22 protein-coding genes, 1 tRNA gene and 1 pseudogene are annotated in these 19,066 nt (G+C 57.8%); 8 read left to right on the forward strand and 16 right to left on the reverse strand.

Annotation, left to right across the window (positions count from 1 at the left end):
* From nagZ to ACEWL3_RS15205, 4 genes are all read left to right on the forward strand, one after another.
* Window positions 1–982: beta-N-acetylhexosaminidase (gene nagZ, locus ACEWL3_RS15190; RefSeq protein ID WP_435001104.1), on the forward strand; the 982-nt coding region annotated here is incomplete at its 5' end.
* A complete protein-coding gene (locus ACEWL3_RS15195; protein ID WP_114878914.1) occupies window positions 975–1,757 on the forward strand; it encodes a segregation and condensation protein A in 783 nt (260 codons plus the stop codon). The genes nagZ and ACEWL3_RS15195, both read left to right, overlap by 8 nt.
* 4 nt (window positions 1,758–1,761) lie before the next feature.
* Complete coding sequence (scpB, locus tag ACEWL3_RS15200; RefSeq protein WP_386180213.1) at window positions 1,762–2,421, forward strand: SMC-Scp complex subunit ScpB; 660 nt, start codon at window positions 1,762–1,764, stop codon at window positions 2,419–2,421.
* Window positions 2,422–2,491: 70 nt separating this feature from the next.
* Complete coding sequence (locus tag ACEWL3_RS15205; protein WP_386180216.1) at window positions 2,492–2,758, forward strand: hypothetical protein; 267 nt, start codon at window positions 2,492–2,494, stop codon at window positions 2,756–2,758.
* Here ACEWL3_RS15205 and ACEWL3_RS15210 read toward each other — a convergent pair.
* The 8 genes and pseudogenes from ACEWL3_RS15210 to ACEWL3_RS15245 form a co-directional block, all read right to left on the reverse strand.
* The gene (locus ACEWL3_RS15210) at window positions 2,755–3,849 is read right to left on the reverse strand and encodes a 2'-deoxycytidine 5'-triphosphate deaminase (protein WP_386180219.1); all 1,095 of its coding nucleotides are present in this window, start codon (window positions 3,847–3,849) and stop codon (window positions 2,755–2,757) included. The two genes, ACEWL3_RS15205 and ACEWL3_RS15210, sit on opposite strands and share 4 nt — an antisense overlap.
* Before the next feature lie 64 nt (window positions 3,850–3,913).
* A tRNA-Pro gene (locus tag ACEWL3_RS15215) sits at window positions 3,914–3,990 on the reverse strand.
* Between the two features lie 70 nt (window positions 3,991–4,060).
* The gene (locus ACEWL3_RS15220; RefSeq protein WP_386180222.1) at window positions 4,061–5,068 is read right to left on the reverse strand and encodes a MerR family transcriptional regulator; all 1,008 of its coding nucleotides are present in this window, start codon (window positions 5,066–5,068) and stop codon (window positions 4,061–4,063) included.
* A 3-nt stretch (window positions 5,069–5,071) separates the two neighbouring features.
* A pseudogene (ihfA, locus tag ACEWL3_RS15225) lies at window positions 5,072–5,383 on the reverse strand (integration host factor subunit alpha); the annotation flags it as partial.
* Window positions 5,384–5,483: 100 nt separating this feature from the next.
* A complete protein-coding gene (locus ACEWL3_RS15230) occupies window positions 5,484–6,455 on the reverse strand; it encodes a beta-ketoacyl-ACP synthase III (RefSeq protein WP_386180225.1) in 972 nt (323 codons plus the stop codon).
* The gene (plsX, locus tag ACEWL3_RS15235; protein WP_386180228.1) at window positions 6,452–7,543 is read right to left on the reverse strand and encodes a phosphate acyltransferase PlsX; all 1,092 of its coding nucleotides are present in this window, start codon (window positions 7,541–7,543) and stop codon (window positions 6,452–6,454) included. The genes ACEWL3_RS15230 and plsX overlap by 4 nt, the downstream gene beginning before the upstream one ends.
* Before the next feature lie 45 nt (window positions 7,544–7,588).
* Window positions 7,589–7,795 (reverse strand): 50S ribosomal protein L32, encoded by a 207-nt coding sequence (rpmF, locus tag ACEWL3_RS15240; protein WP_114880545.1) that lies wholly within the window; start codon window positions 7,793–7,795, stop codon window positions 7,589–7,591.
* 208 nt (window positions 7,796–8,003) lie between these two features.
* Window positions 8,004–8,555 carry a YceD family protein gene (locus ACEWL3_RS15245; RefSeq protein ID WP_386180231.1) on the reverse strand — a complete coding sequence of 184 codons (552 nt, stop codon included), beginning with the start codon at window positions 8,553–8,555 and terminating at the stop codon, window positions 8,004–8,006.
* Window positions 8,556–8,659: 104 nt separating this feature from the next.
* On the opposite strand from ACEWL3_RS15245, the gene ACEWL3_RS15250 reads away from it, so the two are divergent.
* The 3 genes from ACEWL3_RS15250 (at window position 8,660) to ACEWL3_RS15260 (ending at window position 11,794) form a co-directional block, all read left to right on the forward strand.
* Complete coding sequence (locus ACEWL3_RS15250; RefSeq protein ID WP_386180234.1) at window positions 8,660–9,121, forward strand: outer membrane protein assembly factor BamE; 462 nt, start codon at window positions 8,660–8,662, stop codon at window positions 9,119–9,121.
* 46 nt (window positions 9,122–9,167) lie between these two features.
* Window positions 9,168–9,917 carry a GNAT family N-acetyltransferase gene (locus ACEWL3_RS15255; protein ID WP_386180237.1) on the forward strand — a complete coding sequence of 250 codons (750 nt, stop codon included), beginning with the start codon at window positions 9,168–9,170 and terminating at the stop codon, window positions 9,915–9,917.
* Between the two features lie 68 nt (window positions 9,918–9,985).
* On the forward strand, window positions 9,986–11,794 hold the full coding sequence (locus tag ACEWL3_RS15260) for an ABC-F family ATP-binding cassette domain-containing protein (protein ID WP_386180240.1): 1,809 nt from the start codon (window positions 9,986–9,988) through the stop codon (window positions 11,792–11,794).
* A gap of 9 nt (window positions 11,795–11,803) precedes the next feature.
* On the opposite strand, the gene ACEWL3_RS15265 is transcribed toward ACEWL3_RS15260, so the two are convergent.
* The 4 genes from ACEWL3_RS15265 to tyrS form a co-directional block, all read right to left on the reverse strand.
* A complete protein-coding gene (locus ACEWL3_RS15265) occupies window positions 11,804–12,352 on the reverse strand; it encodes a sugar O-acetyltransferase (protein ID WP_386180242.1) in 549 nt (182 codons plus the stop codon).
* 11 nt (window positions 12,353–12,363) lie between these two features.
* Window positions 12,364–13,119, reverse strand: coding sequence for a 3-hydroxyacyl-CoA dehydrogenase (locus ACEWL3_RS15270; RefSeq protein WP_386180245.1), 756 nt, complete (start codon window positions 13,117–13,119; stop codon window positions 12,364–12,366).
* Between the two features lie 35 nt (window positions 13,120–13,154).
* Window positions 13,155–13,988, reverse strand: a complete 834-nt coding sequence (locus ACEWL3_RS15275; protein WP_386180248.1) for a GNAT family N-acetyltransferase — start codon at window positions 13,986–13,988, stop codon at window positions 13,155–13,157.
* A gap of 85 nt (window positions 13,989–14,073) precedes the next feature.
* Entirely contained in the window at window positions 14,074–15,324 is a 1,251-nt protein-coding gene (tyrS, locus tag ACEWL3_RS15280) for a tyrosine--tRNA ligase (RefSeq protein WP_386180251.1), read from the reverse strand.
* 76 nt (window positions 15,325–15,400) lie between these two features.
* On the opposite strand from tyrS, the gene ACEWL3_RS15285 reads away from it, so the two are divergent.
* On the forward strand, window positions 15,401–16,513 hold the full coding sequence (locus ACEWL3_RS15285; protein WP_386180254.1) for an anhydro-N-acetylmuramic acid kinase: 1,113 nt from the start codon (window positions 15,401–15,403) through the stop codon (window positions 16,511–16,513).
* A gap of 9 nt (window positions 16,514–16,522) precedes the next feature.
* Here the strand turns inward: ACEWL3_RS15285 and ACEWL3_RS15290 are convergent, their stop codons facing one another.
* Genes ACEWL3_RS15290 through eno form a run of 4 tightly spaced genes read right to left on the reverse strand, consistent with a single transcriptional unit; the run spans window position 16,523 to window position 19,041 of the window.
* The gene (locus ACEWL3_RS15290) at window positions 16,523–16,822 is read right to left on the reverse strand and encodes a hypothetical protein (RefSeq protein ID WP_386180257.1); all 300 of its coding nucleotides are present in this window, start codon (window positions 16,820–16,822) and stop codon (window positions 16,523–16,525) included.
* Entirely contained in the window at window positions 16,819–17,235 is a 417-nt protein-coding gene (locus tag ACEWL3_RS15295) for a cupin domain-containing protein (protein ID WP_386180260.1), read from the reverse strand. Before ACEWL3_RS15295 ends, ACEWL3_RS15290 begins: the two co-directional genes overlap by 4 nt.
* Window positions 17,232–17,771, reverse strand: coding sequence for a GNAT family N-acetyltransferase (locus ACEWL3_RS15300; protein ID WP_386180263.1), 540 nt, complete (start codon window positions 17,769–17,771; stop codon window positions 17,232–17,234). Before ACEWL3_RS15300 ends, ACEWL3_RS15295 begins: the two co-directional genes overlap by 4 nt.
* Window positions 17,764–19,041 carry a phosphopyruvate hydratase gene (gene eno, locus ACEWL3_RS15305; RefSeq protein ID WP_386180266.1) on the reverse strand — a complete coding sequence of 426 codons (1,278 nt, stop codon included), beginning with the start codon at window positions 19,039–19,041 and terminating at the stop codon, window positions 17,764–17,766. Before eno ends, ACEWL3_RS15300 begins: the two co-directional genes overlap by 8 nt.
* Window positions 19,042–19,066 lie beyond the last annotated feature (25 nt).

Consider the following 19,066-nt stretch of genomic DNA (forward strand, 5'->3'; position numbering starts at 1 on the left):
TGATGCAACAGGCCAGCGTCTGACGGCAGATGAAAAAGCGTTCTTTCGTGATGCCAATCCTTTCGGTTTCATTCTGTTCGCCCGCAACATCGAAACTCCAGATCAGGTTCGCGCGCTGTGCGACGAAATGCGCGAAGCGGTGGGCCATGATGCAGTGATCACCATTGATCAGGAGGGCGGCCGCGTCCAGCGGATGCGCGCGCCCCACTGGCGTGAATGGCTGCCGCCGCTTGATTTTGTGGCGATTGCGGGCGAGCGCGCCGAAGAGGCGATGTATCTGAAATATCGGATTATCGCCCACGAGCTGAGAGGCGTTGGCATCGACAGCAATTGTGCGCCAATGGTTGATGTCGCCGGCCACGCAACCCATGAATTTTTGCGCAACCGTTGCTATGGCAGCGATCCGGCGCGGGTTGGAAACATTGGGCGCGCCGTGGCGAACGCTCTGTTGGCTGGCGGTGTCTTGCCTGTGGTCAAGCATATCCCCGGTCATGGCCGTTCCACAATGGACAGCCATTTTGACCTTCCCTGCGTCGATGCCGCACGCTCCGATCTTGATGCGCTCGATTTTGCCCCTTTCAGGGCCTTGAATGACCTGCCAATGGGCATGACAGCGCATCTGGTCTTTGACGCGATTGACCCGCGCCCTGCGACGCTGTCGGCTGCCATGATGCAATTGATCCGCGAGGACATTGGCTTTGACAACCTGATCATGACCGATGACATCTCGATGAAGGCGCTTAGTGGCACGCCAGCGGAAAATGCAAAGGCGGCGATCGAGGCGGGCTGTGACGTTGTTTTGTACTGCAATGCCCATTTGGAAGACCGCCGTCGCGTCGTTGAGGCCGCAGGTGAAATGACGCCTGCTGCAATGACCCGCGCCCGGCGTGCATTGTCGATGCGCAAAGCCCCCGATGATGTTGACATTTCCGCCTTGGACGCCCAGCTTGAGGCGCTTTTGGGCGGGGCTGGACATGGCTGAAACCACATTTGAAGAAGACCCCGTATCTGTCGCAGAGCGGATGGCCGCCGAGGCGTTGATCGTCGATGTGGATGGGTTCGAGGGGCCGCTTGATTTGCTCCTGACGCTCAGCCGCACCCAAAAGGTCGATCTTCGCAAGATATCCGTTTTGCAATTGGCGCGGCAATATCTGTCCTTTGTGGAGAAAGCCAAAGCGCTGCGGCTTGAACTGGCCGCGGACTATCTGGTGATGGCCGCATGGCTGGCGTTCCTGAAATCCCGCTTGTTGCTGCCGCCCGACCCGACCGAAGATGGCCCATCTGGTGAAGAACTGGCCGCACATCTGGCGTTCCAACTGGAGAGATTGCAGGCGATGCGCGACGCCGCCGCCCGACTGATGGCCCGCGACCAGCTGGGGCGTGATTTCTTTGCCCGTGGCCAAACCCACGAGGTAACCCGGACCCGCCGTGTGACATATACCGCGACCCTGCTGGATCTGATGCAAGGTTACGCGCGCATCCGTACCCGTGATGATTTTCGCCCCTTTGTCATGGATCGGGACTCCGTTTTCACCATGGAACAGGCACTGGACCGGTTGCGTGGATTGATCGGGTATGCAGGCGACTGGGGGGACCTGATGAGCTTTCTGCCCGAAGGCTGGGAGGCCGACCCGATGCGGCGCAGGTCCGCCACAGCGTCGACCTTTGCGGCGTCACTGGAGCTGGTAAAAGAAGGCCAAGTTGAGATCAGGCAGAGCGCGTTGTTCGCCCCGATCCAGTTGCGCAAAAAGGATTAGGTGCGTGTCGGAAGAGTTTGAAGAAAAAGAAGAAAGCCTGTTTGAGGCCCCGCCAATTGCCGAGCAGGAGCGCATGTTGGAGGCGGTGCTTTTTGCAACGTCAGAACCGATCACCCTCAAAGAACTTGAGGGGCGGATGCCGCATGGCTGTGACGCGGCCGAAGCGATGGTGCATCTGCGCAAACGCTATGACGGCCGCGGTGTGCAGGTGGCAAAGATCGGCGATGCTTACGCCATTCGAACGGCCTCTGATCTGGGGTTCCTGATGCAAAAGGAAACGGTTGAGGTGCGCAAGCTGAGCCGTGCCGCGATCGAAACGCTCGCAATCATTGCCTATCATCAGCCCGTGACCCGCGCCGAGATTGAGGAAATTCGCGGGGTTTCGGTGTCGCGGGGTACGGTGGACCAGCTGCTGGAACTGGAATGGATCCGCTTTGGACGGCGCAAAATGACTCCGGGGCGGCCTGTGACTTTCGTCGTGACACAAGGTTTTCTTGATCACTTTGGCCTTGAAAATGCCCGCGACCTGCCGGGGCTCAAGGAATTGCGTTCTGCCGGGCTGCTTGAGAACCGACCGCCGCCGGGCACCTTGCCGATCATGGGGGAAAGCGACAGCGATGAGGAAGAAAGCACAGAAGGTCAAAGCGAGCTTTTTGAAGATTAATCAGATGGTGGCCTGAAAATCGCCTTATTCCATGCTATATTGCGCGCTGAGGCAAAAAGGGAAACGGGCAATGAACCAGATTATTAACATGATTATCCGTCAGGTGATGAATCAATTGGTCAGACGCGGTGTGAACGCCGGATTTGATCAGGCGGGCAAGATTGGCAAGCGCCGCCAGCAGCCGCAAGGCGAGATTGACGACTATGGCAACCCTGCTCAGCCGCAATTGACCCGCGAAGAACGTCAGGCCCGCCGTCAGGCCCGCCAGCAGCGGCATCTGAATACAGGCAATGCAAAACAATCGATGAAGGCCATGCGCCGGATCATGAAGTTCTAAGCTGCAACCGTTTTGAAATGTTTGCTGAGCTTCAGGCCCTGACCCTGATAATTTGACGCGATGCCTGCGCCGTAGATTTGCGTCGGGACGTGTGCCATGCGCTCATAGACCAGCCGCCCGACGACCTGACCGTGTTCAAGCACAAACGGGGCCTCATGGCATCGGACCTCAAGCACACCTCGTGAGCCGGCACCACCTGCGTCAGCAAAGCCAAAACCGGGATCAAAAAAGCCCGCGTAGTGCACCCGGAATTCCCCGACCATCGCCAGATATGGGGCCATTTCAGCTGCGTATTCTGGTGGGATGGTGACGGCCTCGCGGCTCACCAGGATATAGAACGCGCCGGGGTCAAGAATGATCTGGCCATTGCTGGTGTGGACCTCTTCCCAATACTCAGCAGGATCATAATATCCAATGTTATCAAGGTCTATGACGCCGGTATGGGGCTTGGCTCGGTATCCAACAAGCGTGGTATCCGGCAGCTTCAGGTCCACTGAGAACCCCAGTCCATCATCAATCACGGCGTCACCATTGACCAGTGGCGTCTGTGCATGCAATGCGCGCAGGTCATCATCGTTCAGCGTCGCATCCCCCCGGCCAAACCGGATCTGGTTCAGCCGCATCCCCGGACGTACCAGCACCGAAAAAGACCGTGGGCAAATCTCGGCATAGAGCGGCCCGTGATATCCCGGTGCGACACGGTCAAATTCTGTGCCGCCATCGGTGATCGTGCGTGTCAGCAGGTCCAGACGACCGGTTGAGCTTTTGGCATTGGCCACCGCAGACAGGTCTACGGGCAGGGCGAGATTCTCCATCAAGGGCACCACATACACACAGCCCTTTTCAAGCACCGCACCATTGGTCAGGTCGACCTGATGCATCTCAAACTCGGCCAGACGGTCCGCAACCTTGGCGTCTTTGCCTGCCAGAAAAGAGGCACGCACGCGGTAGGCTTTTGTACCCAGTCGCAAATCTAGGCTGGCAGGCTGGATTTGCGCAGGGATCACCGCAGGATCGGCGAGAATTGCACCGTCCCTGATCATCGCTGAGATATCTTGGTTTGGAATAACGCCATGCACCGGGGTGGTCATCTGGTGGGGCCTTTCGCAATGACAAACGCCCGCATCCCAGGGAAGCGGGCGTATTGTTGATGATTGGTCGGGCTAGCAGGACTCGAACCTGCGACCTTCCGTCCCCCAGACGGACGCGCTACCAGGCTGCGCCATAGCCCGACTTGGGGCGGTACATAACCGATCTTGCCCCGCACGCAAGAGGGAATTGCCAGATGTGACATTGCCGAGGTCAGTCTTGGTTTGATGGCGGCGGGGAAGGTCTGGGCCGTGTCGCCATCGAATCACGCAGTGCGGTGAGCTGGCGCAGCAATGTACTGGCTTTTTTGCGATTCTCCGGTGCGATCTCACGGGCTCTGAATGCCGCAGTGAGCGCCGCAGGGACTGCGTCAAAATCAGCCTCTGTTGCGAATGCTGGCAGGTCAATGACACGTGGTTTCCTGGGCGTTTCGACTTGCGGTTCTGCGTCCGGTTGCGCGGCGACGACAGGCTTTTCATCCTGCCCGTCCTGATCGGTCAGTGGATGCCGCAGGAAGGCCGGCAATGCGTCAACGGAGGCAGGTTCACTTGCGTCTTCTAGCGCGGGTTCATCCTCGGGTGTGGCATCCAGCGGTTCGGGGTCTGTCGCCTCTTCAGGCTCCAATAACGGCGGTTCTTCTGCGCTCTCTTGTGCTGGCTCAGATGCCTCGATCTCATTTTCCTGGACTTGTGGTTGCTGAGGTTCCGCGCTGTCATCCGGTGCTGCATCCACCGCGACCTCTGATTCATCATCGGCCATTTCGGCGTCGGGTATCTTTGTGAGCTCTTGCATTATTTCAACGTCTTGCAAGACGTTCTTATCTGATTTGGATTCAGTGCCACCGTCAAAACTGAGTACGACACCTTTTTCGTCTTCCGGCGTTTTTACTGCGGTGTGCGGAGGCGTTTTCGGCTTGTCTTCTCCAAGCTGTGAAAGGGTCAGATCATCAAGGGGGGCGGACATGCCAGCGACATGGCTCATCCCTTCTTCGCGCAGAATTTTCTGCACGCCTTTGATGGTCAGCCCGTCCTCATGCAGCAGTTGCTTGATGCCACCCAACAACAACATGTCCGACGGGCGATAGTACCGACGCCCGCCGGCCCGTTTGATCGGTTTTACCTGGGTAAATTTGCTTTCCCAAAAGCGCAGCACATGGGCCTGAATGCCCAGCCACTCAGCGACCTCAGAAATGGTGCGAAAGGCGTCTGGGGATTTGGCCATGGATCAGGACTTGTTCCCGTCTGCAACGCGGTCCTTCATCAGGTGTGATGGCCGGAACGTCAGCACGCGGCGCGGGTTGATCGGGACTTCTTCGCCAGTCTTCGGATTACGGCCCACGCGTGCCGTTTTGTCACGCACGGAAAACGTGCCAAAGGATGATATTTTGACCTGTTCGCCAGCGACCAGCGCATCCGACATATGATCCAGCACGGCTTCTACCAGCTGTGCGCTTTCATTGCGCGACAGACCAACCTCGCTGAATACAGCTTCGCTAAGATCCATCCGCGTCAAAGTTTTATTCGCCATTACGTCCCCCGTGGTTTTGGCTACCTTAGGCCCTGCGGAATTTAGGAGTCAATATCAATGACTTGGACGGGCTTGTTTCTGCCAATTATTAACGTGTGGTTGTAAGTATTTACCAGCGCAGTACAACCGCACCCCAGGCCAGCCCGCCGCCAATGGCCTCGGTGACGATAAGATCGCCATCTTTGATCTGACCGCGGGCGCGACCCACGGACATCGCCAGTGGAATTGACGCCGCAGACGTGTTGCCATGATCCTGCACCGTGACCACAACCTGTTCCATCGGCAGGTTCAGTTTCTTGGCAGTGCCCTGAATGATGCGGATGTTGGCCTGATGGGGGACAATCCAGTCGACGTCATCAGCATTGACGCCAGCGCGTTCCATCGCGGTGGTCGCGGTCGATGCCAGTTTTTCAACCGCATGACGGAACACCTGGTTGCCCTGCATGCGCAGGTATCCGGTCGTGCCGGTGCTGACACCGCCATCAACATAAAGCAGATCGCGGTAACGCCCGTCCGAATTCAGGTCGGTCGCCAGAATCCCCCGGTCCGTGGGTGCACCGGTGCCCGTCTGCGCCTCAAGCAGTATCGCACCCGCACCATCACCAAACAGCACGCAGGTGGATCGGTCCGTCCAGTCCATGATCCGGCTGAATGTTTCGGCACCAATGACCAGCACGCGACGTGCTTGACCAGACGCGATCAGCGCATTGGCGTTTGACAAAGCATAGATGAAACCGGCGCAAACGGCCTGAACATCAAAGGCAAAGCCCTTTGTCATGCCCAATTGCGCCTGTACCATTGTCGCCGCTGAGGGGAAGGTCAGATCAGGTGTGGACGTCGCCAAAATGATCGCATCGACATCGTCAGCGGTCAGGCCCGCGTCTTTCAGGGCCGCCTGTGCCGCGGCGGTGGCCATAGAGGATGTGGTTTCACCTTCAGCCGCAAAATGACGCCGCTCAATTCCGCTGCGGGATTTGATCCATGCGTCATCTGTATCAAGCGTTTTCTCAAATTCGGCGTTTTCGACCACGCGCGATGGCAAGTAATGGCCGCAGCCAATGACAACAGCGCGCTGGGTCATTCTTCCGTTTCCTCAACCGGCAAAGCAGCAGCGACTCGGGCGGCCAGTTTGTCATTAAATCTGTTTGCTGACAGCTGTGCGGCCAGTTTGATCGCCGCAGAAACGCCGGTGGCGTCCGCAGAACCGTGTGATTTCACCACCGTGCCATTCAGCCCCAGAAACACACCGCCGTTCACGCGGCGCGGATCAATCGCTTTGCGCAGCCGCATCAGCGATGTGTAGGCCAGCAGCGACGCCAGCCGTGAAAGGGGCGAGTATCTGAACGCCTCGCGCAACCGGGCACCGATCATGCTTGCCGTGCCTTCGCCGGTTTTGATTGCCACGTTACCAGTGAAACCATCGGTGACGATGACGTCTGCGCGGTGGCCCGAAATATCGCCGCCTTCGACAAAACCGACAAATTCATAGCCTGCAATCTCGGATTGGTCGCGAATCAAGTCATAGGCTTCTTTCAATTCGCTGCGGCCTTTGTGTTCTTCGGTGCCGACGTTCAAGAGACCCACCCGGGGGCGTTCCATGTTCATCCCGTTGCGGGCATAGGACATGCCCATCAGGGCAAAGCGCATAAGGTCATCCGCATCCGCCCGGATATCAGCGCCCACATCCAGCATCACGTTGAAACCCTGAGGGTTAGAAGAGGGGTAAAGCACGGCAATCGCGGGGCGATTCACACCGGGCAGTTTTTTGAGGCGGATCATCGAGACGGCCATCAATGCACCGGTGTTGCCACATGAAACGGCAACCGCCGCATCGCCTGTACGCACCGATTCAATGGCCGACCACATCGACGTGTCTTTGCCAGTGCGCAACACCTGGCTGGGCTTGTCGTCCATGGTGACAACGTCTGTCGTATGGCGAATTTCACAGCGTCCCGCCAGTTCGCGGCGTTTGGCCACAAGCGGGGTCAGCAGCTTTTCGTCACCGTGCAGGATAAATGCGATATCGGAATTGGCCGATGCGGACAAAGCGCATCCGGCAACAACGGCAGCCGCACCTTGATCGCCCCCCATCGCGTCAACCGAAATGAGGGTGCGACCTGAACGTGCAGGCTTGGCATTCGCGGAGCTGTGATCGGTCGGGGCCGTCATCTGTTGCGAAAACCTCTTGTGATCTGGAGCGATAGTGAACTCAGCTTATGCTGCGTCGTCTTCCAAGTCGATCTCTTCGGTCAATGCGACGATTTCCGCGTCGGCATAATGACCGCAAGACGGACAAATGTGATGCGGGCGTTTCAGCTCACCACAGTTTGTACATTCGTTTGGATTCGCTGCTGAGAGCGAATCATGCGCACGACGGTTATTGCGACGCGACTTGGAAACTTTATTCTGCTGGACAGCCATGTCTGGTGCCTTTGTCTTTGGGGTCAGGACATGGGCCAAGCCATGTAACAACCATGTTTCAATCTGGGTCCCATTCGGGCGTGTCGTCGCTTTAGGCGCAAGGCCTCGCAATGTCCAACCTTAATTGGGGTAAGGGCGGCAAAATACTGGGAACGCGGCATGATGCAAGCAGGTATTTCGCGGCTGCCGGTGATGAATTGCCGCTTGGCTAGTGACCGCCCTTTTTCATTTGATCCTTGAGGTCGGCCAAACCGGCAAAGGGACGGGCGTCTTCGTCTGTCATCGGGGCCTCGCCGGGCTTGGTATAAACCATCTGGCCTAGTTCGGCGTCGTCCTTACGCGGATAGTCAGGGATCGCCAGTGCCAGTGCCTCTTGCATTGCGATGGCCGGATCAATCCACGGGCCAAGGGGTTCAGCGGTTTCATCTTCTGGCATTTCGGCCTCAGGTTCATCAGGATCGCCGAAATCATGGATGAACCGGCGCGCCACCTTTGTCTCAATCCGGGTGGTCACAGGGTCCAAGGTCACCACACAAGGCTGTACCACAGTGGCACCAAGGCGGCCCTCAAGCTGCCAATCGGTGCTGCCCATAGAAATGATGCGCCCGACAAAGCTGAGCTTGCGCAGGGCGGACACGTCCAGCATTTCTGCAAGCGCTTTTGTCGTGGCGGCGTCGGGGCGCAGCTCAAATGTATTATCTACATTGTGTGACAGGTCAGCCACACGCAGGGCTGTGGGGCTTGGCGGAGTGCGCGACATGGGATGTCACCTTTCGTTTCTTGAACCTAGTTTCTTGATACCGGGGGGGGCATTGGTGTATGCGGAATAAAAGCCAAAACTTCCAAGGGCAAGGGCCAGACCATATGCGCATCAAAAGTCAGACCCGTGTTAGGGCATTTAGAGCCACGACATTTGCCGCAGTGCTGGCGCTTGCCGCCTGTAGCCCGCAATTTGAAAACCATGGTTATATCCCACCCCAAGAGGAGTTGGACCAAATTCAGGTTGGCACAGACACCCGCGAGAGTGTCACAGAAAAAGTTGGCGTGCCAACTTCCGCCGGGGTTCTAAGCAACAGCGGCTTTTATTACGTCAAGATGAGGCAACGGGTGATCGGTCCATTGGCCCCCAAAGAAATCGACCGACAGGTGGTCGCGATCAGCTTTTCCGACAATGGTGTCGTGACAAATGTTGAACGCTTTGGTCTGGAACGTGGTCGGGTTGTGCCATTGTCACGGCGTGTGACATCGTCGTCGGTCAGAGATCAATCGCTGTTGCGTCAGCTTTTGGGCAACATTGGCCGGTTCAGTCCTGCCTTCGGCAGTTAAGGCAGTTTGTGCGGTCCTGCGGGATCGGCCATAGGGTGTCTGGCGCATGGCCGCTCCGTTGACCGCGCAGATCAAGACGCTGACCAAAGGTAAATTCAGCGCCTATCAAGCCAAAACGCCGCGTGACGTTGCAGCCGCCCAGAAATTGCGCGCGCGCTGCTTTGGGTGCCAGCAGCCCCATGATTGTGATGCTTTTGATGCCATCAGCACTCATATTCTGATAAAAGAAGTGGCGAGCAACACGTTGGTGTGCTGTTTTCGGCTCTATGCGGTCAACGGTCGTGACCTCGCAAGCAGTTACGCCGCGCAATTTTATGAGTTGAGCGCCTTGCAGCGTTACAAAGGTCTGATGATGGAAATGGGCCGTTTTTGTGTACACCCCGATTGGTGTGATCCTGATATTTTGCGGGTGGCATGGGCCGAGATGACCGATGTGGTTGATTCCAATGACGTTCGGATGCTGTTTGGGTGTTCATCCTTTGCCGGCGTTGACCCCAATGCCTATCTGGATGCTTTCGCGATGCTCAAGGCGCGCCATCTGGGCCCCGAATGCTGGCGACCCGGGATCAAGGCACCAGATGTGTTTCGCTTTGCGGCCCAGATCAGCCAAAAGCCTGATGCGAAAAAGGCGATGTTGGGCTTGCCACCGCTTTTGCGAACATATCTTTTGATGGGCGGCTGGGTCAGTGACCATGCGGTGATCGATCATCAGATGAACACTTTGCATGTGTTCACGGGGCTTGAAATCGGGTCGATCCCGGCACCCCGAAAACGGATACTGCGCGCGTTGGTCTAGCAGGAATTTGTGCGTCACAGGGGTCAGGGGACATTGACCTCCGAGATAGGCGCAGATAGCTGGCGGTCATGGCACGTGCACCTCTATTACAACTCAATGAAATATCGCTGACTTTTGGCGGCGATCCTGTTTTTGACGACCTGTCGCTGGTCATTCAGCCGGGTGACCGGGTGGCCCTGGTCGGGCGCAACGGGTCAGGTAAATCAACACTAATGAAGGTGATGGCGGGCCTTGTTGAGGCGGACAAGGGCGATGTTATCGCAGGCCCCGGTGTGTCCGTCGGGTACATGGAACAAGATCCCGATCTGGCCGGGTTTGACACGCTGGGCGATTTTGCGGCGCACGGGCTGGATCCCGGCGAGATGTACAAGGTTGAACGCGCGGGCGAGGGGCTCAAGTTCGATCCAACACGCCCTGTGGCCACCGCCAGTGGCGGCGAACGGCGGCGCGCAGCATTGGCGCGGCTGATGGCCGAAGAACCTGAATTGATGCTGCTTGATGAGCCGACGAACCATTTGGATATCGAAGCGATCCGGTGGCTTGAGGCTGAGCTGAAGCAGACCCGCACAGCCTTTGTGATTATCAGCCACGACCGTGCATTTTTGCGTGAACTTACCCGCGCAACGCTTTGGATTGATAGAGGAAAGGTGCGGCGGCAAGAAACCGGTTTCGCTGGGTTCGAGGCATGGCGCGATCAGGTCTGGGACGAAGAGGACATGCAGCGGCACAAGCTGAACCGCAAGATCAAGTCCGAGGCGCGGTGGGCCGTTGAAGGCATCTCAGCGCGCCGCAAGCGCAACCAGGGCCGGGTGCGCGCGTTGCAGGAACTGCGTGCAGAACGCTCTGCCCAGATCACCCGCCAAGGCACCGCCGCGATGGCACTGGATGCCGGACCTAAGTCAGGGCGCAAGGTGATCGAGGCTGATAACATCAGCAAAAGCTTCGGCGACACCACGATTCTGAGCGATTTTTCCCTCAAGGTGCAGCGTGGCGATCGCATTGCCTTGGTGGGGCCAAATGGCGTTGGCAAAACCACACTTCTGAATATGCTGATTGGCCGCGAAGAGCCTGACAGCGGCATTGTGTCGCTTGGCACCAATCTGGAAATTGCACTGTTTGATCAGGCGCGTGCACAGCTGGATGGCGAGATGACGCTTTGGGAAAGCCTGACAGGTGATCCCGACATGCGGGTGTCTGGCAAGGCAGATCAGGTGCTGGTGCGGGGCAATCCCAAGCATGTGGTTGGATACCTCAAAGAATTCCTGTTTGACGAAGCACAGGCACGTGCGCCGGTCCGGTCTTTGTCGGGGGGCGAAAAAGCGCGGCTGCTGTTAGCCAAGATCATGGCACGGCAGAGCAATCTGTTGGTTCTCGATGAACCCACCAATGATCTGGATGTGGAAACATTGGATCTTTTGCAAGAACTGCTGGGCAATTACGACGGTACTGTCATTTTGGTAAGCCACGACCGCGACTTTCTGGACCGGGTTGCCGCGACCACAATCGCGATGGAAGGCGATGGCAAGGCCACGATTTATGCGGGCGGATGGACCGACTATCTGTCGCAACGGGGGCAGGATGACTTTTCGGAAAGTGTGATCAAATCCAAAGCGCAGCCCGCTAAAGCCAAGCAGGATAAACAGGCTAAATCGGGGCTGAGCTTCACCGAAAAGCACAGGCTTGAGTCACTGCCCGATGAGATCGCGCGGCTGGAGGCGGAGATTGCCAAGCTCGAAGGGTTATTGGCTGATCCCGATCTGTTCACGCAACAGCCTGTCAAGTTTAACAAAGCCACGCAAGCCCTTGTCGAAAGGCAGAAAAAACTGGGTCTGTATGAAGAGGAATGGCTGCTTCTTGAAGAAAAAGCCGGCACCTAGGTCGGGTGATCACATCCCCCGGGCAGGCACGCCAACAACGCTTTGCCCAGGAGCCACATCACCCGTCACAACGGCACCCGCGCCGACAATTGCGCCGTCGCCGATGCGCACCCCCGGCATGATGATTGCACCCGCACCGATCCAGACATCGACCCCAAGCGTCACGGGTTTGGCGATTTCAATGCCTGCTTTTCGCTTGTCGCGATCCTTGTGGTGCTGGGCGCAAAGGATCTGCGCACCGGGTCCGATCATTGTGCCACTGCCGATCAGAACCGGGGCAGAATCAAGAATAATACACCCTGCGTTGAGATAAACGGCGTCGCCAAGGTTGATGTTGAAGCCATAGGAACAGTGGAATGGCACCTCGATCATGCAGTTCTTGCCATGTTGTGCAAAAAGGTCTGCCAAGGGCGTGCTCAACTGCTGACGCTCATCGGGGGACATCGAATTATGCGCGAACACCGCGTGTCGCGCCCTCATCCGCAGCGCTTCCAGCTTATCGTCGATGCAGCTATACCATTGGCCCGCCAGCATTTTATCATATTCGGTTGCTGACATTGCCGCCACCTTCAGCGCATGCGCAGCGCGCCGTCAATGCGGATGACCTCGCCGTTCAGATATCCCAATTCAACGATAAAGCCGGCCAGACGAGCATACTCTGACGGATCGCCCAACCGGGCCGGATTTGGCACATCGGCGGCTAGCGATGCCTGAACCTCATCGGGCAGTCCGGCCAGCATCGGCGTCATGAAAATGCCCGGTGCGATGGTCATCACGCGGATGCCATCCTTGGCCAGATCGCGGGCCATTGGCAGGGTCATGCCGACAACGCCACCCTTGGACGCGGCATAGGCGGCCTGTCCCTTTTGACCGTCAAAGGCCGCAATTGATGCGGTGTTGATGACCACGCCGCGCGCGCCATCGGGTTCAGGATCGTTCTTTACCATCGCCTCGGCCCCAAGCCGCGCCACGTTAAAGCTGCCGACAAGGTTGATATCAATGGTGCGCTGAAAAGCATCAAGCGGGTGCGGGCCATCGCGACCAATGGTTTTGATGCCATAGGCGATCCCCGCGCAATTTACGGTTGCAGTGATTTTCTCCATCTTTTCAAGGGCAAACGCAATAGCTGCTTGTACAGATGCCTCATCTGTGACGTCTGTCTGGATAAAATGCCCGCCAATTTCTTTGGCCACGTTCGGTCCGCGCTCTGCATCGCGGTCCAATATCGTCACCTGTGCACCTTTATCCGCAAAATGACGCGCTGTGGCTTCGCCCAATCCAGAGGCTCCGCCGGTGATGATGGCTGATGACGTACTGAGTTTCATAGGTGCCTCCCTGATTTGAACGTATGTTCAGATAATCACGGGTCGTCGCCCCGCGCAAGTGGACGCCAGCGCAGCCATGTGCCGCCGGTCTGAATGCTCTCAGCCCCGGTGCGCAATTTGAAACGGTTGAGGCCGGGTGTACGCGGATCAATCAATCCCAGATCAAGGGTGCTATGCCCCTGTGCGGCGAGCCACAGCGATGCCTGCCACAACAGAAGATTGTGGGCGTAGCATGCTTTGCCCACCGCAGTGATGTGCCCGATGTGATAGGTCGCACGCGCGCCGTGGCGCAAAAACAGCATATGGGCCACAACGCCACCCATTTGGTGCACCACAAAAAGGCGGGTCTGGTCCGGGGCCACTGCCGCAAATGCAGCCGTCAAAACGGCGGGCCAGTTCGCATAGCGGCGCGCGCGGGCTTGGGCGGTTTCCAATTGTAACAGCGGGTGCGTTGATTTGGGTGACATGGGCCGATGCGAGACGCGCAATCCTGCGGCCTCGGCACGCCCAAGCTGATTGCGCCATTTGGGATGGAGCGCTGCGCGGGCCGCATCCGCATCCGGATGCAAGCGCAACTGTGCCAAATACTGCGGTCCGCGCAGGCGCAGAGCACGGGGCAGGGTGCAGGGCCTGTCGGGCGAGAGGATCACCGGCGTTCGGTGAAGGTTATGGGCTTGTAACTGATCGTCAAGATCATCAGGCGGCACCGCACGGGGCAGCATCGTGATCGGAGTGCCCAGCACGCGACGATGCAGCAGCATCAGACCAGATTTCAGGACAATGGGGTTTTTCCCACACCTGCGCAAAGCAGCAGCAAAGGCCGGGTCCTGCATTAGCGGTGTATCTTGGGCGGGGCCGGCATCAAACATGGCCGCAAGGGTGCGCCCAATATGCTAAAGAAAGGGTTAAGTACGGGCTGCTGGGACGGCAGGCGAGGCGCGTCCGCCCGCGTCTTTAGCCCAATTGCACCAGCGCATGACGTTTCTTGCCCGCACTCAGCTTTATCGGCGTGGCCAATGCGCCCGCATCAATCATCATGCCCGCATCGTTCAGCGGTTCATCATTCAGCCGCGCACCGTTTTCGGAAATCAGCCGCTTGGCTTCTTTGCCCGACCCGGCAAGGCCGGACTTGACGATCAGTTGAACAATGGAAATGCCATCCCCCACATCCGCTGCCGACAACGTCAGGGTTGGCAAATCGTCGCCGATGCCGCCTTTTTCAAAGACCTCGCGCGCGGTGGCCTCGGCTGCCGCAGCCGCATCAGGCCCGTGCAACAGGGTCGTGACTTCATTGGCCAAACGCACTTTGGCCTCATTGATCTCGGATCCTTCCAGCGCGCCCAGGCGATCGCATTCATCGACGGGCAGTTCGGTATAAAGCTTGAGAAAACGCCCCACATCTGCATCGGTGGTGTTGCGCCAGAACTGCCAGAACTCGTAGGGCGACAACATTTCGGCGTTCAACCAGATCGCGCCTGATTGCGATTTTCCCATCTTTTTGCCGTCCGAGGTCGTCAACAGGTGTGACGTCAGCCCGTACACTTCGCCGTCAATCACCCGGCGTGTCAGGTCGATACCATTGACGATATTGCCCCATTGGTCGCTGCCCCCCATTTGCAGGATGCAGCCATAGCGGCGGTGCAGCTCCATGAAATCATAAGCTTGCAGGATCATGTAGTTAAATTCGAGGAACGACAGCGATTGTTCGCGGTCCAGCCGGGATTTGACGCTCTCAAACGACAACATCCGGTTGATCGAGAAATGCCGCCCGATGTCGCGCAAAAAATCGAGGTAGTTCAGATCATCGAGCCATTCGGCATTGTTGATCATCATCGCGTCAGAGGGGCCGTCGCCATAGGTTAGGTAGGCCGAGAACACCTTTTTGATGCCCGCGATGTTGGCGTCGATCTGCTCGGGGCCCATCAGCGGGCGTTCGTCGGCGCGAAACGACGGATCACCGACCTTGGTTGTGCCGCCGCCCATCAGGGTGATCGGTTTGCCACCGGTCTTTTGCAGCCAGCGCAACATCATGATCTGAATGAGCGATCCGACATGAAGGGATTTCGCGGTAGCATCAAAACCGATGTATCCCGGTTGGCCGCCCTGCAAAAGCGCCTCGTCCAGCCCCTGATAATCGGTGCAATCCGCTAGAAACCCGCGTTCCGTCATGATGCGAATGAATTCCGATTTGGGATGGTATGTCATGGCGCTTGCCCTCGGCGTCTGTTGCGGGGCATCTATAGGGCCAGAGCAGTCAAAGGGAAAGGCCCCGAGTAACGCCATGAACAAGGCCATAAGCAAGACAGGTGTGGTGACCGCACTGGGCGCGATGTCGGGGACCTCGCTGGACGGTGTGGACGCCGCCGTCTTGCGCACGGATGGACATGATATTGAGAGCTTTGGAGAGGTCGCTTATCGCGCCTATACCGGTCAGGAACGCGACGTGATTGCCGCCGGGTTTGGCAAATGGTCAGGACCTCAGGTGCAGGCCGCCGCCGGGATCGTTGAGGCCGCTCATATTGAGGTGCTGTCTGAGATCAATATTGTGGATCTGATTGGGTTTCATGGTCAGACGCTAACCCACGCCCCGCGGGCGCAAGGCACATTGCAGGTCGGTGATGGTGCGGCCTTGGCCGATGTTCTGGGTGTGCCGGTGGTCTGGGATTTTCGCAGTGCCGATGTTGAGTTTGGCGGGGAAGGGGCACCGCTTGCGCCGTTTTTTCACCATGCCTGTGCGCGGTTTGCCGGTCTGACAGATCCGGTGGTTTTTCTGAACCTCGGCGGGGTTGGCAATCTGACCTGGGTGGACCCGTCTTGTTCGCGTCCCGAGGATATGGGCGCGCTTTTGGCCTTTGACACGGGGCCTGCGAATGCCCCGCTGAATGATCTGATGCAGCTGCGGCGTGGGAAACCTTTTGACGAAGGGGGCAGGCTGGCTGCCAAAGGGCAGGTCGAACAGGGCGCGCTTGAACTGTTTCTGGCAGAGCCCTACTTTGCCCGTGTCCCGCCCAAGTCACTGGACCGCAATGATTTTGCCGAAATGGTGGCGCTTGTGGGCGAATTGTCAGATGCCGATGCGGCGGCAACGCTGACCGCCATGTGTGCCGCCGGGGTGGCCGAGGCGATGCAACATTGCCCACGCCCGCCGACGCGCGTGTTGGTCACAGGCGGCGGGCGGATGAACCCGGTGTTGATGCAGATGCTGACCGTGAGCCTTGATTGTCCGGTGGTCCCGGTCGAGGACATCGGGCTCAATGGTGATATGTTGGAGGCACAGGCCTTTGCCTATCTTGCGGTGCGCGTGGCGCGTGGATTGCCGACATCGTGCCCCGGCACCACTGGGGTGCGGGCGGCTGTTGGCGGCGGGACCGTCAGCGTGCCGTCAGGCCGTTAAATCGGACCCTTAACAGGTGGCATTTGGTGCCCAGAGATATTCCGATGGCTGGCCTTCACGGACAACTTCGGTGACGCAGATGCGGTCGCCTTCGGACACATCAGGGCGCGACAGGCGCGGTTCCAGCACGACCTCTGTGGCATCAATCGCCACAGTGAGGTGCCAGGTGTCGCCGCCTTTTTCCGCAATCTGACTGTCGATGTTCACGACTGTCGCAGGCAACAGAATTTCGGTTCTGGAATTGCGACCATAGGTATAAAGCCCAACGATCAGGGCAATGCCGACATAAAGGATCATGCGGTTTTTCATCTGGGTATGTCCATTTCAGCGGGCGCGAGGGTGAAGCCGTCAAAGGTAAAGCCGGGTGATACGGTGCAGCTGACCAGCGTGTAATCACCGGTGCTGCGCGCGGCCTGCCAATGGTTTTCCGGCACGATGATCTGGGGTGCGCCTTGCGACAGATCGGGAGTCAGCAGGTGATCGGTGGCAGGGCCTGCATCGGTTTCAGCCAGTGACAAGACCAGCGGTGCGCCTGCGTGATAGAGCCATATCTCGGTGGCATCGACGCGGTGCCAATGGCTGTGCTCGCCCGCTTTAAGCAGGAAATAGATGCAGGTGCCGGTCGGGCGGCCCGCGTTTTCGGCCACCCAGGTCTGGCGAAAATGGCCGCCTTCGGGGTGCGGCGCGAGGTTGAGGTGGGCGATGATTTGGTCTGGGGTCATTTCGGTGCTATGGCAGGCGCAAGATGTTTTTCAAAAAACACCAATTCAGGCAGGACATTGTCTGGCATCGGCTGGTAAGGGCCTCGGCGACTGAACCCCAGCTTTTCATACAAGCGTTGCGCGGCGTGAAGTAATCTATGGGTGTCCAATACGACGCGGGAAAACCCGTCCTTATGTGCTTGGGCAATCAATGAAGTGCAAAGCTGGTGCGCAACATTTTGTCCACGGGCTGCATCAGCTACAAAAACACGTTTTATTTCAGATGTTTGTCCATCCAGTGGGTGGCTCATGCCGCATGCTATTGGCGTACCTGCAGGATCGGTCGCAAGCATGATGATACCCTTGGGGCGGGCGTGCAGGATCGGCAGGTTTTCCATCAACGCCTCGTATTTTGAGGCAGGGCGAAAGGCATCGGTAACTTCTTCGCTTACGCCCTGCATGGACAACAAATAGTCCCGGTAGTCCCAGCACAGGCTACGCACCGCTGCCAGATCGGCAGCGGTGGTCGCGGGGCGAATGGTAACTTGTTCAGCCACGCAGGATCGAACGGCCGGCGTATTCCGCCGTTTCGCCGAGCATTTCCTCGATCCGGATCAACTGATTGTATTTTGCCAGCCGGTCTGACCGCGCAAGCGAACCGGTCTTGATCTGCCCGCAGTTTGTTGCGACCGCCAGATCGGCAATCGTGGCATCCTCTGTTTCGCCTGAACGGTGCGACATTACATTGGTAAAGCCCGCCCGATGTGCCATGTCCACCGCTTTAAGTGTCTCCGTCAAGCTGCCGATTTGGTTGACTTTTACCAGCATCGAATTGGCGCTGCCGCGTTCGATGCCCATGGCGAGGCGATCAGGGTTGGTGACAAACAGATCATCACCGACCAGTTGGATTTTACCACCCAATTTGTCCGTCAACGCCTTCCAGCCGTCCCAGTCATCCTCGGACATCCCGTCTTCGATTGAGATGATCGGGTAATCGGCGACCAGTGCGGCTAGATAGTCGACATTTTCTTCGCTGCTCAGGGATTTTCCTTCGCCAGCAAGCTCGTAGCGACCGTTCTTGTAGTATTCCGTAGCGGCACAATCCATCGCCAGATACATATCTTCGCCGGGTTTGTAGCCTGCTTTTTCAATGGATTTCAGCACAAAATCCAAGGCATCGCGGGTGGATGAGATATTGGGGGCAAAGCCACCCTCATCGCCGATGCCCGTGGACAGACCCGCTGCAGAGAGTTCCTTTTTCAACGTGTGAAAGACTTCGGCCCCCATGCGTACGGCTTCGCGGATGTTTTCCGCGGCCACGGGCATAATCATGAACTCCTGAATGTCGATCGGGTTGTCGGCATGTTCACCGCCATTGATAATGTTCATCATTGGAACGGGTAGAACACGTGCAGACGTGCCGCCGACATAGCGATAAAGGGGCTGGGTGCAGTAATCTGCCGCCGCTTTGGCCGCAGCAAGCGATACGCCCAGAATGGCGTTGGCCCCAAGACGGGATTTGTTGTCAGTGCCGTCAAGTTCGATCATGATCTCGTCGATTTCGACCTGTTCGGTGGCGTCGATGCCCACAAGTGCCTCGGCGATCTCACCGTTCACAGATGCACAGGCCTCAAGCACGCCTTTGCCCATGTAGCGTGCTTTGTCCCCGTCGCGGCGCTCGACCGCTTCATATGCGCCGGTTGAGGCCCCTGATGGCACGGCGGCCCGGCCCATGGTGCCGTCTTCGAGGATCACGTCGACTTCGACCGTCGGATTGCCCCGGCTGTCAAGAATTTCGCGGGCGTGAATGTCGATGATTGTGCTCATGAGGGCTGTCCTTCGGGCTGAATGA

The organism is Sulfitobacter sediminivivens (genome assembly GCF_042611115.2).
Lineage (GTDB): Bacteria > Pseudomonadota > Alphaproteobacteria > Rhodobacterales > Rhodobacteraceae > Sulfitobacter > Sulfitobacter sediminivivens.

Coding starts and splice junctions, on each gene's coding strand:
- ACEWL3_RS15295 (WP_386180260.1), bottom strand. CDS start 17,235: ATGACCCCAGACCAAATCATCGCCCACCTCAACCTCGCGCCGCACCCC.
- ACEWL3_RS15195 (WP_114878914.1), top strand. CDS start 975: ATGGCTGAAACCACATTTGAAGAAGACCCCGTATCTGTCGCAGAGCGG.
- ACEWL3_RS15210 (WP_386180219.1), bottom strand. CDS start 3,849: ATGACCACCCCGGTGCATGGCGTTATTCCAAACCAAGATATCTCAGCG.
- ACEWL3_RS15290 (WP_386180257.1), bottom strand. CDS start 16,822: ATGAAAAACCGCATGATCCTTTATGTCGGCATTGCCCTGATCGTTGGG.
- rpmF (WP_114880545.1), bottom strand. CDS start 7,795: ATGGCTGTCCAGCAGAATAAAGTTTCCAAGTCGCGTCGCAATAACCGT.
- ACEWL3_RS15220 (WP_386180222.1), bottom strand. CDS start 5,068: ATGGCCAAATCCCCAGACGCCTTTCGCACCATTTCTGAGGTCGCTGAG.
- ACEWL3_RS15255 (WP_386180237.1), top strand. CDS start 9,168: ATGGCCGCTCCGTTGACCGCGCAGATCAAGACGCTGACCAAAGGTAAA.
- ACEWL3_RS15205 (WP_386180216.1), top strand. CDS start 2,492: ATGAACCAGATTATTAACATGATTATCCGTCAGGTGATGAATCAATTG.
- eno (WP_386180266.1), bottom strand. CDS start 19,041: ATGAGCACAATCATCGACATTCACGCCCGCGAAATTCTTGACAGCCGG.
- ACEWL3_RS15245 (WP_386180231.1), bottom strand. CDS start 8,555: ATGTCGCGCACTCCGCCAAGCCCCACAGCCCTGCGTGTGGCTGACCTG.
- ACEWL3_RS15275 (WP_386180248.1), bottom strand. CDS start 13,988: ATGTTTGATGCCGGCCCCGCCCAAGATACACCGCTAATGCAGGACCCG.
- tyrS (WP_386180251.1), bottom strand. CDS start 15,324: ATGACATACCATCCCAAATCGGAATTCATTCGCATCATGACGGAACGC.
- ACEWL3_RS15285 (WP_386180254.1), top strand. CDS start 15,401: ATGAACAAGGCCATAAGCAAGACAGGTGTGGTGACCGCACTGGGCGCG.
- plsX (WP_386180228.1), bottom strand. CDS start 7,543: ATGACGGCCCCGACCGATCACAGCTCCGCGAATGCCAAGCCTGCACGT.
- ACEWL3_RS15260 (WP_386180240.1), top strand. CDS start 9,986: ATGGCACGTGCACCTCTATTACAACTCAATGAAATATCGCTGACTTTT.
- ACEWL3_RS15265 (WP_386180242.1), bottom strand. CDS start 12,352: ATGTCAGCAACCGAATATGATAAAATGCTGGCGGGCCAATGGTATAGC.
- ACEWL3_RS15250 (WP_386180234.1), top strand. CDS start 8,660: ATGCGCATCAAAAGTCAGACCCGTGTTAGGGCATTTAGAGCCACGACA.
- ACEWL3_RS15270 (WP_386180245.1), bottom strand. CDS start 13,119: ATGAAACTCAGTACGTCATCAGCCATCATCACCGGCGGAGCCTCTGGA.
- ACEWL3_RS15230 (WP_386180225.1), bottom strand. CDS start 6,455: ATGACCCAGCGCGCTGTTGTCATTGGCTGCGGCCATTACTTGCCATCG.